13 protein-coding genes are annotated in these 15,686 nt (G+C 71.8%); 3 read left to right on the forward strand and 10 right to left on the reverse strand.

Features of this window, described 5'->3' with window-relative positions; genetic code table 11:
- Positions 1–134: 134 nt before the first annotated feature.
- The 6 genes from GGD88_RS10530 to GGD88_RS10555 form a co-directional block, all read right to left on the reverse strand.
- Positions 135–1,490, reverse strand: coding sequence for a TRAP transporter large permease subunit (locus GGD88_RS10530; protein ID WP_184435240.1), 1,356 nt, complete (start codon positions 1,488–1,490; stop codon positions 135–137).
- 135 nt (positions 1,491–1,625) lie between these two features.
- Entirely contained in the window at positions 1,626–2,222 is a 597-nt protein-coding gene (locus tag GGD88_RS10535) for a TRAP transporter small permease subunit (RefSeq protein ID WP_184435242.1), read from the reverse strand.
- Positions 2,223–2,374: 152 nt separating this feature from the next.
- The gene (locus GGD88_RS10540) at positions 2,375–3,472 is read right to left on the reverse strand and encodes a TRAP transporter substrate-binding protein (protein ID WP_184435244.1); all 1,098 of its coding nucleotides are present in this window, start codon (positions 3,470–3,472) and stop codon (positions 2,375–2,377) included.
- A 288-nt stretch (positions 3,473–3,760) separates the two neighbouring features.
- Entirely contained in the window at positions 3,761–4,564 is an 804-nt protein-coding gene (gene trpC / locus GGD88_RS10545) for an indole-3-glycerol phosphate synthase TrpC (RefSeq protein WP_343056339.1), read from the reverse strand.
- Complete coding sequence (trpD, locus tag GGD88_RS10550; RefSeq protein ID WP_184435246.1) at positions 4,561–5,607, reverse strand: anthranilate phosphoribosyltransferase; 1,047 nt, start codon at positions 5,605–5,607, stop codon at positions 4,561–4,563. The genes trpC and trpD overlap by 4 nt, the downstream gene beginning before the upstream one ends.
- Complete coding sequence (locus GGD88_RS10555; RefSeq protein WP_184435247.1) at positions 5,607–6,224, reverse strand: anthranilate synthase component II; 618 nt, start codon at positions 6,222–6,224, stop codon at positions 5,607–5,609. Before GGD88_RS10555 ends, trpD begins: the two co-directional genes overlap by 1 nt.
- A 200-nt stretch (positions 6,225–6,424) precedes the next feature.
- On the opposite strand from GGD88_RS10555, the gene GGD88_RS10560 reads away from it, so the two are divergent.
- The 3 genes from GGD88_RS10560 (at position 6,425) to GGD88_RS10570 (ending at position 10,342) form a co-directional block, all read left to right on the forward strand.
- On the forward strand, positions 6,425–8,644 hold the full coding sequence (locus GGD88_RS10560) for a heavy metal translocating P-type ATPase (RefSeq protein ID WP_246423700.1): 2,220 nt from the start codon (positions 6,425–6,427) through the stop codon (positions 8,642–8,644).
- A 94-nt stretch (positions 8,645–8,738) separates the two neighbouring features.
- Complete coding sequence (purE, locus tag GGD88_RS10565) at positions 8,739–9,269, forward strand: 5-(carboxyamino)imidazole ribonucleotide mutase (protein ID WP_184435251.1); 531 nt, start codon at positions 8,739–8,741, stop codon at positions 9,267–9,269.
- Positions 9,266–10,342: a 5-(carboxyamino)imidazole ribonucleotide synthase gene (locus GGD88_RS10570; RefSeq protein ID WP_184435252.1), complete on the forward strand. Its 1,077-nt coding sequence runs from the start codon at positions 9,266–9,268 to the stop codon at positions 10,340–10,342. Before purE ends, GGD88_RS10570 begins: the two co-directional genes overlap by 4 nt.
- 27 nt (positions 10,343–10,369) lie before the next feature.
- Here the strand turns inward: GGD88_RS10570 and GGD88_RS10575 are convergent, their stop codons facing one another.
- From GGD88_RS10575 to GGD88_RS10590, 4 genes are all read right to left on the reverse strand, one after another.
- Positions 10,370–11,083 carry a Crp/Fnr family transcriptional regulator gene (locus GGD88_RS10575; RefSeq protein WP_184435254.1) on the reverse strand — a complete coding sequence of 238 codons (714 nt, stop codon included), beginning with the start codon at positions 11,081–11,083 and terminating at the stop codon, positions 10,370–10,372.
- Between the two features lie 340 nt (positions 11,084–11,423).
- Positions 11,424–13,226, reverse strand: a complete 1,803-nt coding sequence (locus GGD88_RS10580) for an O-acetylhomoserine aminocarboxypropyltransferase (protein ID WP_184435256.1) — start codon at positions 13,224–13,226, stop codon at positions 11,424–11,426.
- Positions 13,227–13,323: 97 nt separating this feature from the next.
- The gene (gene mltA, locus GGD88_RS10585) at positions 13,324–14,610 is read right to left on the reverse strand and encodes a murein transglycosylase A (RefSeq protein ID WP_246423701.1); all 1,287 of its coding nucleotides are present in this window, start codon (positions 14,608–14,610) and stop codon (positions 13,324–13,326) included.
- A 58-nt stretch (positions 14,611–14,668) separates the two neighbouring features.
- Entirely contained in the window at positions 14,669–15,382 is a 714-nt protein-coding gene (locus tag GGD88_RS10590) for a Tim44/TimA family putative adaptor protein (RefSeq protein WP_184435257.1), read from the reverse strand.
- Between the last annotated feature and the right edge of the window lie 304 nt (positions 15,383–15,686).

A 15,686-nucleotide genomic window follows, 5' to 3' on the forward strand; every position in this document is an offset into this window, starting at 1 on the left:
AACCCCCGGGCGGCGTCGAGACGCCGGGGCCGGGGGCCGGGCGTGAACCCAACAACAGTGCCCCCGGAACGGTGCCCCCGGAACGGTGCCCCCGCAACGGTGCCCCCGCAACGGTGCCCCCGGCGCTCTGCCCGTCAGTACATCTGATCCGGCAGCCAGAGCACGATGTCGTCGAACTGGAACACCAGGAAGATCCCGATGAGCTGCAGGATCACGAACGGCACCACACCCTTGTAGATATGGGTGATGGTGATTCCCGGGGGCGCCACCCCCTTGAGATAGAAGATCGAGAAGCCCACCGGAGGCGTCAGGAAACTGGTCTGGAGCGTGGTCGCGAACAGAACCGTGAACCAGATCAGGTCGAAGCCCAGCGCGTCCACCACCGGCGCCACCAGCGGCAGGATGATGAGGCTGATCTCCAGCCAGTCCAGGAAGAAGCCGGCGATGAAGGCGATGAACAGGATGGTCAGCACCACGCCCCACGGCGGGAACGGCAGGCCCTCGAGCAGGCCGCCGATGAATTCGTCGCCGCCCAGCGAGCGCATCACCAGCGCAAACGCCGTCGCCCCCAGGAAAATGCCGAAGATGAAGGCCGTGGTCAGCATGGTCTCGCGCGAGACCCGGCGCACCACTTCCAGGGTCAGGCGGCCGTTGGCGGCGGCCAGCAGGGTCGCCCCCAGGGCACCGATGCCGGAGGCTTCCGTCGGGGTGGCGACGCCGAAGAAGATCGACCCCAGCACCGCCAGGATCAGCAGCATGGGCGGCACGATCGACCAGACCACGGCCAGCACGTCCCGCCAGGTGACGGTTTCCGCCTTCTCCGGCGGTGGGGCCATGTCGGGGCGCAGGAAGGCGATGAGGACGACGTAGCCGACGTAGAGCGCGCCCAGGATCAGGCCGGGGAACACGGCCCCCATGAACAGATCGCCGACCGGCAAAGAGAGCTGGTCGGCCATGACTACCAGCATGATCGACGGCGGAATCAGGATGCCCAGGGTGCCGGAGGAGGCCACCACGCCGGTCGCCAGGCTCTTGCTGTAGCGGGCGGCCATCATCGGCGGCAGCGCCAGCATGGAGAGCAGCACCACCGAGGCGCCGACGATCCCGGTGGAGGCCGCCAGCAGTACGCCGATGACGATCACGGTGAGCGCCAGCCCGCCGCGCAGGCCGCGGAACAGCTTGGTGAAGTTGGCCATCAGCCTGTCGGCGACGCCGGAGCGGTCGAGCATCAGGCCCATGAAGATGAACATGGGCAGCGCGACCAGAACCCAGTTCTGCATCTGCGCCCATATTCGGTCGACGATGATGGCGAAGTCGTTCCACTCGTCGAGGAAGTAGGTGTCGACGTTGAACCCGTTCAGCAGCACCAGGCTGATGACCAGATAGGCGAATGAAACCCCACCGAGCACCCAGGCCAGCGGGAACCCGGTGAAGATCAGCCCCATGAAGCTGATCAGCAGGATGATGACGAGGATTTCGTATTCGAACACGGTGGCTCTCCTGGGACCCGTCCGGGGCGGTCCCACCGGGAGCGCGTCCCCGTGCCGCAGCGGCGGGGATGGCTCGACCGGGGATCGCCTCCGGCGGCACCGGCCGGGGCCGGGCGCGGGGCCTGCGCACGGGGATCAGAGGGGACGGGGCCGTTCGAACAGCAGCGCGGTGCACCGCAGGGTGCGCGACAGCGCGGCCAGGAAGATGAGCAGGAAGCCCCAGACGATGAAGGACTTCAGGACCCAGGTGTAGGGCAGTCCGCCCGGCGCGGGAGAGCCTTCGTTGAGCCGGATCGACGTCATCACGTAGGGCACCGCCTCGACCAGGATGGCGACCGAGAACGGCAGCAGCAGGAACAGCATGCCGAGCAGCTCGACCCACGCCCGCGTGCGCGCCGACCACCGGTCCGCGAGGGCGTCCACCCGAACGTGCCGGTCCCAGGTCAACGCGTAGGACAGGCCGATGATGAAGCCGATGGCGTAGAAGTAGAGCTGCAGCTCCTCCAGCCACACGGTGGCGCGGCCGAAGACGTAGCGCAGGGTGACGTTGGTGATGATGCCGATGATGAGCAGCACCCAGATCCACGACGCCGCGTTGCCGACGCGCAGGATGACGCGGTCGATGGCGTTGGAGATGCGGGTGCGGGGCAGCCGGCGGTCGACGGGCAGGCCATCCGGCCCGGTTCCGTCGTCGTTGACGGCGGGCGGGGCGGCCACGGGGGTCTCGCTCATGGAAGGCGTCCTCTGTGACGGCGCGCTGTGTGACGGCGCGGCGGCCGGCGGCGTGGCCGCCGGACCGGCACACGGGGGGCGCCGACCCCCGCCGCGACGCCCGGGCGGGGATCGGCGCGCCCCTCACTCACGCGGATGAGGGCGGGCAGGCGTTACTCGCCGTCGGCCCGGCTCATCCAGTCACGCGGCAGGTAGCCCAGCTCCTTCCACGACTTGTGCTCTTCCTTGAAGGCCTTCATGGCCGACCAGACCTCGTTGAACTCCTCGTCCTTCTCCGAGAACTCGGCCATGACCTCGTCGGTCTTGTCCTGAAGCTCCATCAGGATGTTCTCGGGAATCTGCACGGCGGTCACACCGTGCTCCTCGGTGAAGGTGTTGAGCACGGCCCCCTGCAACGCCTCGGCCCGCGCGATGGACTTGGCGACGCCGGCGGTGCAGGCGGTGCGCAGGATGGACTGCTGCGTCTCGCTCAGGCCGTTCCACTTGTCGAGGTTGATGTAGAGGTACTGGTTGGTCGACGGCTGGTGCCAGCCCGGCAGGTGGTAGAACTTGGCGACCTTGAAGAAGCCGAGCTGCTCGTCCACGGTCGGCAGCGAGAACTCGGTGGCGTCGATCACGCCCTTCTCCAGCGCCTCGAACAGTTCCGAGCCGGGCAGCAGGGTCACTTCGGCGTCCATCTTCTGCATCACCTCGCCGCCGAGGCCGGCGAAGCGGATGCGCATGCCGCTGACCTGATCCAGGCTCTCCAGCGGGAAGGTGAACCAGCCGGCCGCCTCCGGGCTGATCACGCCGCAGTACAGCGGCATGATGTTATGCTCGGCGTAGATTTCCTCCATCATCTGCTGGCCGCCATGCTCCAGCATGAAGGCCATCATCTCCATCGGCTCCAGGCCGAACGGCTGGGCGCCGAACAGGGCGGAGGCCGGCACCTTGCCGATCTCGTAGCCGGCCCAGACGTAGCCCGAGTCCACCTTGCCCTGGGAGACGGCGTCGAACACTTCGGTGCCCTTCACCAGCTTGCCGGGCTCGAACACCTGCAGGGTCATGGAGCCGCCGGACATGGTGTTGACCTGCTCGGCCACCCAGGGGGCGGTGTCGGCCAGGGCGGTCAGGGTCGAGGGGAAGCCCATCGTCATCTGCCAGCGCACGCGGTCCTGGGCCTCGGCCGGTCCGGCGAGGGTGGTGGCGGCCAGCACGGCGGCGACGGCGGCGGCGCCACCCCAGCGGGCGGCGGTCTTCACGGGTGTCATGATGCGGAGTCCTCCCTGATGATCGGATCGGCGCCGTAGACCGGCGCCTGATGGTGGTCCTGATGGCCCGACGAAGCGGCCCGGAGGCGGTCGGGGGGCCGCGCCGTCGCCCGCGTTCGTCCGGGCTTGCTCGGTGCGGATCGGCCGACGAAGACATGGGGGGCCGCGGCGGCCCCGAAAACCCCTCCGCCGGAAGGTGAATCGCGTCGCCATTTCCGATCAACGCAGTCCCCTTTTCAAGCCCTTTTTTAGAGGGGACGGCGCCGGGATCGGCGGACGCGCCCGGCCCTAGGCCGGCGCGGTGAGCAGCGTCCGCACGGCGGCGGCGACATCGGCCTGGCGCATGAAGGATTCGCCGATCAGGAAGCGACGCGCCCCCACCGCCGCCATGCGGTCCAGGTCGGCGCGCGTCCTGAGGCCGCTCTCGCACACCAGATGGCGGTCGGCCGGCACCCCGGGCGCCAGCGCCTCGGTGGTGGCGAGGTCGGTGACCAGGGTCTTCAGGTTGCGGTTGTTGATGCCGATGAGCGGGCAGGGCAGGGCGAGCGCGCGCTCCAGCTCGGCGGCATCGTGCACCTCCACCAGCGCGTCCATGCCCCACTGCGCCGCCGCCGCCGCCAGCTCGCCGGCCAGGCCGTCGTCCACGGCGGCCATGATGATCAGGATGGCGTCGGCGCCCATGGCGCGGGCCTCGGCCACCATCCAGGGGTCGACCATGAAGTCCTTGCGCAGCACCGGCAGATCGCAGGCCGCGCGGGCCGCCCTCAGATAGGCCGGATCGCCCTGAAAGAACGGGGCATCGGTCAGCACCGACAGGCCGGCGGCGCCGCCGGCGGCATAGGCGCGCGCCAGCGCGGCGGGGTCGAAATCCGGCCGGATCAGCCCGGCCGAGGGCGACGCTTTCTTGATCTCGCAGATCAGGCCGTACCCGCCGGCCTGGACCCGGGCGGTGAGCGCCGCCGCGAAGGGGCGCACCGGCGGGGCGGCGGCGGCGTCGGCCTCGATCGCGGTCCAGGGGCGGGCGGCCTTGCGGGCGGCCATGTCGGTGCGGGTGGTGGCGCAGATGCGCGCCAGGACGTCGCTCGTGCTCACCCCTCCAGGTCCTCCAAGGGCGGTTGATGGCTCACCGCGACCAGCTTGGCCAGGGTGGCGCGGGCGGCGCCGCTGTCGATGGCCTCGGCGGCGCGGACCACGCCCGCCTTCAGGTCGCTCGCCTGGCCGGCCACCACCAGCGCGGCGGCGGCGTTGATGAGCACGATGTCACGGTACGGCCCCTTGGCGCCGTCCAGCATGGCGCGGATGACGTCGGCGTTCTCCTCCGGCGTGCCGCCCTTCAGGTCCTCCGGGCGGGCGCGCGCCAGCCCGGCGTCCTCCGGCGCGATGGTGAAGGTCTCGACCGTCTTGCCGTCCCAGGCCGCCACATGGGTGATGTCGGTCGTGGTCACCTCGTCGAGGCCGTCGGCGCCGTGCACCACCCAGGCCCGCTCGGCCCCCAGGCGGGCCAGCACGTGGGCCAGCGGCTCCACCCAGGCCTGGGCGAACACCCCCATCAGCTCCAGTTTCGCCCCGGCCGGGTTGGACAGCGGGCCGAGCAGGTTGAAGATGGTGCGGGTGCCCATCTCGGTGCGCACCGGGGCGACGTGCTTCATGGCGCCGTGGTGGCGCTGGGCGAACATGAAGCCGATGCCGGCCTCGCGGATGGCCTGCTCGATCACCGCCATCGGGGCATCCAGGTTGACCCCGAGCGCGCCCAGCACGTCGGCCGAGCCCGACTTGGACGAGGCGGCGCGGTTGCCGTGCTTGGCGACCGGCACGCCGCAGGCCGCCACCACCAGCGCGGCGCCGGTGGAGACGTTGTAGCTGCCCGAGGCGTCGCCGCCGGTGCCCACGATGTCGATGGCGCCGGTCGGGGCCTGGATCCGGGTCGCCTTGGCGCGCATGGCGCGGGCGGCGCCGGTGATTTCCGCGATGGTCTCGCCGCGCACGCGCAGCCCCATCAGCAGGGCGCCCATCTGCGCCGGGGTGGCCTCGCCGGTCATCAGGATGTCGAAGACGGCGCGGGCCTGCTCCTCGTCCAGCGCCAGCCCGTCGGCCACGCGGTTCAGCAGCGCGCGGAAGGGGGGCGTGTCGGTCATCAGGCGGCCCTCCCGGCCAGCACCGCGTCCAGCGACCGCAGCCCGGAGACGCCGGCCAGCTCCAGGAAATTGCGCAACAGCGCATGGCCGTGCGCTGAAGCGATGCTCTCGGGGTGGAACTGCACCCCGTGCAAAGGCAGCGACGTGTGCGACAGCCCCATGATGATCCCGTCCTCGGTCCAGGCGGTGATCTCCAGGCCGTCCGGCAGGCTGTCGCGCTCGACCACCAGCGAGTGGTAGCGGGTGGCCTCGAACGGGCTCGGCAGACCGGCGAACAGCCCGCTCCCGATGTGATGGATCTGATCGGTCTTGCCGTGCATGGGCGCCGGGGCGCGCACCACGCGCCCGCCCATGGCCTGGCCGATGGTCTGGTGCCCCAGGCAGACCCCCAGCACCGGGACGCGCCCGGCGGCGGCCCTGACCAGGTCGAGGCAGATCCCGGCCCGGTCCGGATCGCAGGGGCCGGGCGACAGCACGATCGCCTGCGGTTCGAGGGCCAGCGCCTCGTCCACCGTGATGGCGTCGTTGCGGTAGACCTCGACCGGCGGACCCAGTTCGCCGATATAATGCCAAAGGTTGTAGGTGAAGCTGTCGTAGTTGTCGATGAGCAGCAGCATGATCCGCCCGAACCCTCGTTCCGCCCGCAAGGCGGGCAGGATTGCAGGGGGCGCCGGGGCGGTCAAGGCCGGTGCGGGGCGTTGACGCTCGGCCCCTGGCAGCCCAGTTGATACCCACACGCAATCTCGACGTTTTCCGAACTCAGATGCGCGGCCGGTCCCTCTGCGCCCGGCCCGACCCGCGGGACAAGGATCGCGCGATGGACACCGAAACGCCCGTGCGCACCGTCGAACTGGAGATCAGCGGCATGACCTGCGCCGCCTGCTCGGCGCGGGTGGAGAGAGTGTTGGGCAAGCGCCCCGGCGTGCGGACCGCGCGCGTCAATCTGGCGACCGAGCGCGCCCATGTCGACGTCGTGGATGGAGCGGGCGATGCGCCCCGTCTCGACGACCTGATCGCGGCGGTGCGCAAGGCCGGCTTCGACGCCAGCGAACACCGCCCGGAGCATGATACTGCGGCGGCGCTGGACACCGATTGGCGCGCCGACCGGCGGGGCCTGCTGGATCTGGCGGTCGGCGTGGTGTTCACCACGCCGCTGCTGGCCGAGATGATCGCCATGTGGGCCGGGCTGCCATTCCATCTGTCGCCGTGGGTCGCACTGGCCCTGGCGACGCCGGTCCAGGTCGTGGCCGGATCGCGGTTCTACGTCGGGGCCTGGAAGAGCCTGAAGGCGGGCGCCGGCAACATGGACGTGCTGGTCGCGCTGGGGACCTCGGCGGCCTACCTGTTCAGCCTGTGGCGGGTGCTGACCGGGCAGGCCGACCAGGGGCTGTACTTCGAGGCCGCCGCCGTGGTCATCACCCTGGTGCTGGTCGGCAAATGGCTGGAGGCGCGCGCCAAGGGCTCGGCGGCCGCGGCCATCCGGGCGCTGATGACGCTGCGTCCCGCCGTGGCGCGGGTCGAACGCGCCGACGGCAGCACGGCCGAGGTGCCGTTGCGGTCGGTGGCGGTGGGGACGGTGGTGCTGGTGCGGCCCGGCGAGCGCGTGCCGGTCGACGGCACCATCGTGGACGGCGACAGCCAGCTCGACGAAAGCCTGATCACCGGGGAGAGCCTGCCGGTCGCGCGCGGCCCCGGCGACGCCGTCATCGGCGGCGCCATCAACGGCGAGGGCCTGCTGCGGGTGCGCGCCACCAGCGCCGGCGGCGAGGGCCTGCTGACCCGGGTGATCCGCCTCGTGGAGGAGGCCCAGGCCAGCAAGGCACCGGTGCAGCGGCTGGTGGACCGGGTGGCCGCGGTGTTCGTGCCGGTCATCGTCGCCATCGCGCTGGTCACCTTCGGGGTCTGGTGGGGTCTGCTGGGCGATAGCGAAACCGCCTTCGTCGCCGCCGTCTCGGTGCTGGTGATCGCCTGCCCCTGCGCCCTGGGGCTGGCGACCCCGACCGCGATCATGGTCGGCACCGGACTGGCGGCGCGGCGCGGCGTTCTCATCAAGGACGCCGCCGCCCTGGAAGGCACCCACCGCGTCGATACCGTGGTGTTCGACAAGACCGGCACCCTGACCGAGGGCCGCCCGGCGCTGGCCGAGATCGCGGTTCTGGATCCGGCCCGGGAGGACGAGGACCGGCTGCTGGCCCTGGCCGCCGGCGCCCAGCAGGGCAGCGAGCACGTGCTGGGGCGCGCCATCCTGGAGGCCGCCGACGCGCGGGGCGTGGCCCTGTCGCCGGTGCAGGGCTTCCAGGCGCTGCCGGGGCGCGGCCTGGCCGCGACCGTGGACGGCCGCCCCCTGCTGATCGGGTCGCGCCGCCTGATGGAGGAGCATGACCTGGTCGACGCCCACACCGATGACCGGGCGCGGGCGCTCGCCGGCGCCGGCCGCACGGTGGTGTGGGTGGCGGCCGAGGGCGGGCCGGTGCTTGGGCTGCTCGCGCTGTCCGACCCGGTGAAGGCGGGGGCGGCCGACGCCGTGGCCGCGCTGAAGGACCGGGGCCTGACCCCGGTGCTGCTGACCGGCGACTCTCGCGCGGCGGCCGGGGCGGTGGCGGCCCGACTCGGCATCGACGACGTGCGCGCCGAGGTGCTGCCGGCCGACAAGGCCGAGGTGGTCCGAACCTTGCGCGCCGAGGGCCGGGTGGTCGCCATGGTGGGCGACGGCATCAACGATGCCCCCGCGCTGGCGGCCGCCGACGTGGGCATCGCCATGGGCTCGGGCACCGACGTGGCCATGGAGACGGCGGGGCTGACCCTGATGCGGGGCGACCCGCGCCTGCTGGTCACCGCCCTGGCGCTGTCGCGCGCCACCTACGACCGGATCCGGATCAACCTGGTGTGGGCCTTCGCCTACAACGTGGCGGCCGTGCCGGCGGCCGCGCTGGGGTACCTCTCACCGGCTATCGCGGGCGCGGCGATGGCGTTCTCGAGCGTCAGCGTGGTGACCAGCTCGCTCCTGCTGCGGCGGAGCAAGGCGGCGCGGGGGTGACCGCGCGGGCGGCGCGGCAGATCCCCGTTTCCCCGACGCCGGACATGGACTAGAGTGCGCCGCTTGCTTCGTGTTCCACCGTTCGCGAGCCGGCATGACCGATCATTCTTCCGCGCCGTCCGACGCCGCCCCGCGCGTCGGACTCATCATGGGCAGCCAATCCGACTGGGCCACCCTGCGCCACGCCGCCGAGACGCTCTCGGCCCTGGGGGTGCCCCACGAGGCCCGCATCGTCTCCGCCCACCGCACTCCGCAGCGCCTGTACGACTACGCCCATGCGGCGCGCGGGCGGGGCCTGAAGGCGGTGATCGCCGGGGCCGGCGGGGCCGCCCACCTGCCCGGCATGTGCGCCGCCATGACGCCGCTGCCGGTGTTCGGTGTGCCGGTGGAGAGCAAGACCCTGAAGGGCCTGGACAGCCTGCTGTCGATCGTACAGATGCCGGCCGGCGTGCCGGTGGGCACGCTCGCGATCGGCCGCGCCGGGGCGGTCAACGCGGCGCTGCTGGCGGCGGCCGTGGTGGCGCTGAGCGATGATGCCGTGGCGGCGGCGCTGGACGCCTGGCGCGCCCGCCAGACCGACGCCGTGGCCGACAGGCCCGTGGACGAGCCGGCGGGGGCCTCATGAGCGTGCTGGCTCCCGGATCGACGATCGGCATCCTCGGCGGTGGCCAGCTCGGCCGCATGACCGCGCTGGCGGCGGCGCGGCTGGGTTACGACTGTGTGATCCTGACCCCGGAGGCCGACAGTCCGGCCGCCCGCGTGGCCCGGGAGGCCATCGTCGCGCCCTACGACGATCCGGCCGCCCTGGTCGCCTTCGCCGCGGCCGTCGACGTCGTGACGCTGGAATTCGAGAACGTACCGGTGGCGGCGCTGGACCGGCTGGCCGACGCGGGCGTTCCGGTGCGGCCCGGCCGGCGGGTGCTGGAGACGGCGCAGGACCGGATTCGCGAAAAGGCGTTCTTCAACACCGTCGGCATCGGAACCGCGCCCTGGCACCCGGTCCGCGATGCCGCCGACCTGCGCCGCGCCCTGGCCGAGGTGGGGACGCCGGCGGTGTTGAAGACCGCGCGCCTCGGCTACGACGGCAAGGGCCAGGTGCGACTGGATGCGGACAGCGATGCGGCCGCCGCCTGGGCGGCGCTGAACACGGACGCCGCCATCCTGGAAGGCTTCGTCGACTTCGCCATGGAGTGCTCGGTGATCGTCGCCCGCAGCCCGGACGGGGAGATGGCGACCTATGACGCGGTCCGCAACATCCACTCCCATCACATCCTGGACACCACCCTGGCGCCGGCGCCGCTGCCCGACGAGACCCGGGCCGCCGCCGCCGACCTGGGGCGGCGAGCGGCCGAGGCCATGGATCTGGTCGGCCTGCTGGCGGTGGAGCTGTTCGTGACCGCGGACGGTGCCCTGCTGGCGAACGAGATGGCGCCGCGCCCGCACAACTCCGGGCACTGGACCATGGACGGGGCGGTGACCGACCAGTTCGAACAGCTCGTGCGGGCGGTCTGCGGCCTGCCGCTGGGCGACCCGGCGCCGATCGGCCGGGCGGCGCGCATGAAGAACCTGCTGGGCGACGAGGCGTTCACCTGGGCCTCGATCCTGTCGGATCCGCGCGCGCGGCTGCACCTGTACGGCAAGCGCGAGGCCCGGCCGGGCCGCAAGATGGGCCACGTGACCTGGGTGGAGCCACGGTAGCGGCCGGGGATCGGCGGGGCGGTCGGGTCACGCCACCTTGGTGGCCAGGCCGCCGCGCAGGCCCTCGACCAGGGCCCCGAGACGGTCGCGGTCCGGGATCGTCAGCGTGCGGCCCTTGCGGATGACGAGACCGTCCTGGGCCAGGTCCAGCAGCACCCGGGCGACCGTCTCCCGGCTGGCGCCGACCCGGCTGCCCAGGTCGGCCTGGGTCGGGATGGGGTGGACGATGAAGGCCCCCGGCACCGCCTGACTGGGCTTGCACAGGGTCAGCAGTTCCTGGCTGACGCGCTGGGTGACGCTCTGGGTCGAGAAGCTCTGCAACCGCTCGTTCGAGGACCGGATCAGCGACGTCAGCCGCACCATGACCCGCCGCGCGATGTCGGGGTGCTGCGCCAGCAGGGCGCGGAAGTGGTCGTCCGGCATCGCCAGCAGCAGGCAGTCGGTCTTGGCGGTCACGGCGGCCGAGCGACGCTGCCCGTCGATGGCCGCGATCTCTCCGAAGTAGTGCCCGGGGCCCAGCTCCGCGAACGCGATCTCGCGGCCGCTGCGGGAGTAGCTGGAGACCGTGACCGTTCCCTCCAGGATGAACATGACGTCGCGCTCGACGCTGTGCAGATCGCAGATAACCTGGCGCGCCGCGAACCTGCGTCGCGCGCAGCATTGGGCGAGGCGACCTCGGGCCTCCGCGTCCAGCCCCTCCAGGAGGGCGAACGGCTCCAGCGGATCGGCATGCGTGGGCAAGGCGGTCCCCCTTCCGCGTCAGCCCCGCGGCCGCAGCCACGGTCGAGTCGGCCTCAGGGTACACGGGATGGCAGGGCGGGAAAAGCACGCCTACGGTGCCGCATGGGTCCGAACACCGGCTGGGGCCGCCGGGGGCCCACGCGGGAGCGTGGGCCTGAGAAGCGGGGTGACAGCCGATAGCGACAAACCGGACTCGCGGCGCTAGCGCCGATCGCTCGAAATCGGAACCACCGGGGTGGGGCCGATTTCGAGCGTGAATCGGCTCTACATTATTGATTCTAGAGCAGATTCACGCTTCAAAATGGGACCGCGGCGCGATTCCATTTTGGCGCGATCTACCCTAGGCGGCCGCCAGCGCCTGCTCCAGGTCGGCGATCAGGTCTGCCGCGTCTTCCAGGCCGATGGACAGGCGGATGACGTCGTCGCCGGCCCCGGCTGCCGCGCGCTGCTCGTCCGTGAGCTGGCGGTGGGTGGTCGAGGCCGGGTGCAGGATCAGGCTGCGGGTGTCGCCGATGTTGGCGAGGTGACTGAAGACATTGACGGCTTCCACCACCCGCACGCCGGCGTCGAACCCGCCCTTGACGCCGAAGGTGAACACCGCGCCCGGTCCTTCCGGCAGGTACTTGGCCGCCAGATCCCGGAACGGCGAGCCGGGCAGGCCGGCATGGGAGACCCAGGCGACCTTGGGGTGGTCCGCCAGGTATGCGGCCACGGTGCGCGCGTTGGCGACGTGCTGGCGCATGCGCAAGGGCAGGGTCTCGATGCCCATGATGGTCAGAAAGGCGTTCTGCGGGCTGAGCGTCGGGCCGAAGTCGCGCAGCGCCACCGCGCGGGCCTTGGTCGTGAAGGCGAAGTCGCCGAAGGTCTCGTAGAAGGTCAGGCCGTGATAGGCCGGCTCGGGCTTCGCCAGAGACGGGAACTTGTCGGACTTCGCCCAGTCGAAGCGGCCCGATTCGACGATCGCGCCGCCCAGCGCGTTGCCGTGGCCGGACAGGAACTTGGTGGTCGAGTGGGTGACGATGTCCGCCCCCCATTCGATCGGCCGGCACAGGTACGGTGTCGCCATGGTGTTGTCGACGATCAGCGGGATGCCGGCCTCGTTGGCGATCTTCGCCACCGCCTCCAGGTCGACCACGATGCCGCCGGGGTTGGCGAGCACCTCCAGGAAGATGGCCTTGCAGCGCTCGGTCAGGGCGCGGCGGAAATTCTCCGGGTCGGTCGGGTCGACGAAGTGGCAGGTCCAGCCCAGCTTCTTGAACGACAGCCCGAACTGGGTCAGGGAGCCGCCGTAGAGATTGCGCGAGGCCACGAATTCGTCGCCCGGCTCCAGCAGGGTGAAGAAGGTCAGGAACTGCGCGGCGTGGCCGGAGGCGGCGCAGCAGGCGGCGCGCCCGCCCTCCAGGTTGGCGATGCGCTCCTCCAGCACGCTGACCGTCGGGTTCGATAGCCGGGTGTAGACGTGGCCGAAGTTGTGCAGGTTGAAGCGCGCGGCGGCCTGGTCGACGTCGTCGAAGACGTAGGACGTGGTCTGGAAGATCGGGGTGGCGCGGGCGCCGGTGGTCGGATCCGGGCTGGCGCCGGCGTGAACGGCCCGGGTCGCGAAGCCGTAGTCGGTCTTGCCGGTCGCACCGGCGCCGCGGCCGGGCGCGGCCTTGGCGCGCGACGAGATGACGCCGGAGTTGACCCCGTACCAGCCCAGCTCACCGCCCAGCCGGCCGTACTCGATCTTCGGGCAGCGGTCCATGATCACCGTCAGGCCGGCGGCCTCGGCCTCGGCCGCCGCCGCGTCGTGACGCACGCCAAGCTGCATCCAGAGGACGCGGATGCCCTTGTCCGCCGCCACCGCCAGGGTCTCGGCGACGATGCCCGGCACCGCGTCGGCGGCGCGGAAGACGTCGACCATGTCCACCGGCTCCGGGACGTCGGCCAGGCGGGCGTGGACGGTCTCGCCCAGGATGGTGTTGCCGGCCTGGGTCGGGTTCACCGGGAGGACGCGGTAGCCCTTCTCCTGCAGGTACTTCATGACGAAGTAGCTGGGCCGGTTGGGGTTCGCCGAGGTGCCGATCATGGCGATGGTCTTCACCTCGGCGAGGATCGACCGGATGTGGGCGTCGGGGTAGGTCAGGGCGGTCTGGTGGGTCATGGGGCGGGCGTCCGTCTGCGGGGAAACGCGGACGCTCATGCAAGCGCGGGACGCGGCGGGGGTCAATGGAGCCGTCGCCGCCGGGTCCCGATCCGCCTCACATCATCAGCGGGTCGGGACCGCGCGGGGGCTTCGGCACCAGCAGGAACAACCGCCCCGGCTGCGCCATCCGCCCGGCCTGCTGGAACGCCGCCTCACCGGCGCCCCAGAACACGTCGCCCCGCACGATGCCCTTAATGGCCGAGCCCACGTCCTGCGCCGCCATCAGCCGTTGCAGCGGGCGGCCGTCCGGGTCGGTCGTGTCCAGCCACACCGGCGCCCCCAGCGGAATCACCGACGGGTCCACGGCCAGGCTGCGCAGCGGCGTGAGCGGCGCGCCCAGGGCGCCGATGGGGCCGTCACCGTCGATCTCGCGGAAGAAGATGTAGCGCGGGTTCTCGCGCATGAGGGCGGCACCGGCCTCCGGGTTCTCGCGCAGCCACGCCCGGATCGCCGGCATCGAGCCGCCGTCGGCCAGGCCGCGCTCGCGCACCAGTTTACCGATGCCGACGAACGGCTGGCCGTTGTTGGCGGCGTAGCCGATGCGGGTCCGGCGGCCGTCGGGCAGGGTGACCTGTCCGGAGCCCTGAATGTGCAGAATATGCAGGTCCACCGCGTCGGCGGCCCAGAACAGGACCGGCGCCGTGCCGTCCAGGGCGCCGTCCTCGATGTCCGCGCGGGTGTGGTAGGGCACCGTCCCCGCCGCCGTCCGGCGCAGGCCGCGGCCGTCGTCCATGACCAGATCGCGAGGTGGTCCGTAGACCGGCACCTGGTAGCGGCCGCCGCGCTCCCGGGTCGCCTCGATGTGGGCTTCGTAGTACCCGGTGAACAGGCCGCGCGCGCTGCGGTCCGTGCTGGTCACGGCGAAGGCACTGAACCGCCGCTCGAGATAGCGCCGCAGGGCGTCCGGGTCGTCCGCCGGGACCCGGGTCAGGGCCGCGCAGGCGGCCTGCCAGTCCCGCGCCGTACCGGCGATGGCCTGAAGGTCGGGATGACCCTGGGGCGCCATCGGCCGGTCCGGCGGTAGCGCGTTGATGCGGGCACAGGAGCGGTCGAGCGCCGGTCTGGCCTGGGTGACGCGATCCGCGCGCCATCCCGGCAAGGTCTCCAGGCCGACCGGGGCATAGAGCGGCTGTGCCGGTGGGGGCACGCGGGGCGCGCACGACAGCGCCAGCAGCCCCAGGCCGCCCGCCATCGCGACGCCGACCGCCACGGTGGCACGCCGCCGGAGCCGCGCCGGTTTCCGCTCCCAGCGATGCAGGGCGCGCGCGGCGGCGACGGCGAGCGCCCGGCCCGCCCGCCGTGCGGCGCGCCCCATCCGGGATGGCGGCCTGAGCGGGAGCATGGGCCGGATCATGGAGCCCCGTCTGATCGTCGTCCTAGTCGTCGTCCTAGTCGTCGTCCTAGTCGTCGTCGGGGGTGCGCGTCGCCACCAGGGTCCAGTTCGGATCCCGCGACCGGGTGTCGCGGGCGAAGGTCCACAGGTCGGTCACCTTGGCGATGCGCTCCGGGTCGCCGTCGATCACGTCCCCGTCGCGGCCCCGAACGGCGTTGACCTGTTCGGTGACGAACTCGACCGTGACATGGGCGATGCCGTCGTCGACCCCGGCCTCGGTGACGGAAATCCCCTTGAAGCCCAGCAACTCGGTCTGCATGACCTCGCCGGCCGCCTCGCGCTCGTCGATGGCACGGGCGAAGCCGTCGTAGACGGCATCGGACAGCAGCGGCCGCAGGGTCTGCTTGTCGCCCTTCGCGAAGGCGTCGACGATCATCTCGAAGGCGGCGCGGGCCCCGCCCAGGAACGATTCCGGCTCGAAGTCCGGGTCGGCGCGGCGCACCGCCTCGACCCCGGACGCCGCGGCCCGTCCCCAGCCGCCCCGGACCTGCGGCTGCGGCTCCTCCTCGGGCTCGCCGTCGCCGTCCTGGCCGCGCCGACCGGGCAGGTCGATCACGTTGTCCTCCGCGTCGCGGCGGTCGGGCGCCTGGGCATCGAACGGCGTGCGCCGGGGCTTTTCGTTGCCCGTGCGCTTGCCCAGGACGCTGCGCAGACGCAGCACCAGGAACGCCGCGATCATGGCGAAAAAGATGATGTCGATGAACTGAAAGCTGTCGCCCATGGTCGATCGAAACTCGCCGGCTTGTCCCGGGCGCGGCGGCGCCACGACCGGGACGTGTTGTGCGCGCCTCGGTTGGCGCGTGTGGGTTCCGTTCGTTCTCGGTCCCGTGTCGGTCTGGCGGGATCCGGCGGCCCCCCTGGACCACGACCGTTCCGGTGGGCTAAACACATCGCCTGCCCGAGCGGACAAACCCCCGGCGGGGTCCCGACCCCCACCAGTTTGAGGCCCACCAGTTTGAGGCCCAACAGTTTGAGGGACGTGTCCGCCCGGATCAACCCACGTTTCCACCCGCATCGTGGCGCAT

Origin of the sequence: Roseospira goensis, from assembly GCF_014197795.1 — a bacterium.
GTDB classification, from domain to species: domain Bacteria; phylum Pseudomonadota; class Alphaproteobacteria; order Rhodospirillales; family Rhodospirillaceae; genus Rhodospira; species Rhodospira goensis.

Coding starts and splice junctions, on each gene's coding strand:
- GGD88_RS10535 (WP_184435242.1), bottom strand. CDS start 2,222: ATGAGCGAGACCCCCGTGGCCGCCCCGCCCGCCGTCAACGACGACGGA.
- GGD88_RS10540 (WP_184435244.1), bottom strand. CDS start 3,472: ATGACACCCGTGAAGACCGCCGCCCGCTGGGGTGGCGCCGCCGCCGTC.
- GGD88_RS10580 (WP_184435256.1), bottom strand. CDS start 13,226: ATGACCCACCAGACCGCCCTGACCTACCCCGACGCCCACATCCGGTCG.
- GGD88_RS10570 (WP_184435252.1), top strand. CDS start 9,266: ATGAGCGTGCTGGCTCCCGGATCGACGATCGGCATCCTCGGCGGTGGC.
- purE (WP_184435251.1), top strand. CDS start 8,739: ATGACCGATCATTCTTCCGCGCCGTCCGACGCCGCCCCGCGCGTCGGA.
- trpD (WP_184435246.1), bottom strand. CDS start 5,607: ATGACCGACACGCCCCCCTTCCGCGCGCTGCTGAACCGCGTGGCCGAC.
- GGD88_RS10555 (WP_184435247.1), bottom strand. CDS start 6,224: ATGCTGCTGCTCATCGACAACTACGACAGCTTCACCTACAACCTTTGG.
- GGD88_RS10590 (WP_184435257.1), bottom strand. CDS start 15,382: ATGGGCGACAGCTTTCAGTTCATCGACATCATCTTTTTCGCCATGATC.
- mltA (WP_246423701.1), bottom strand. CDS start 14,610: ATGCTCCCGCTCAGGCCGCCATCCCGGATGGGGCGCGCCGCACGGCGG.
- GGD88_RS10560 (WP_246423700.1), top strand. CDS start 6,425: ATGGACACCGAAACGCCCGTGCGCACCGTCGAACTGGAGATCAGCGGC.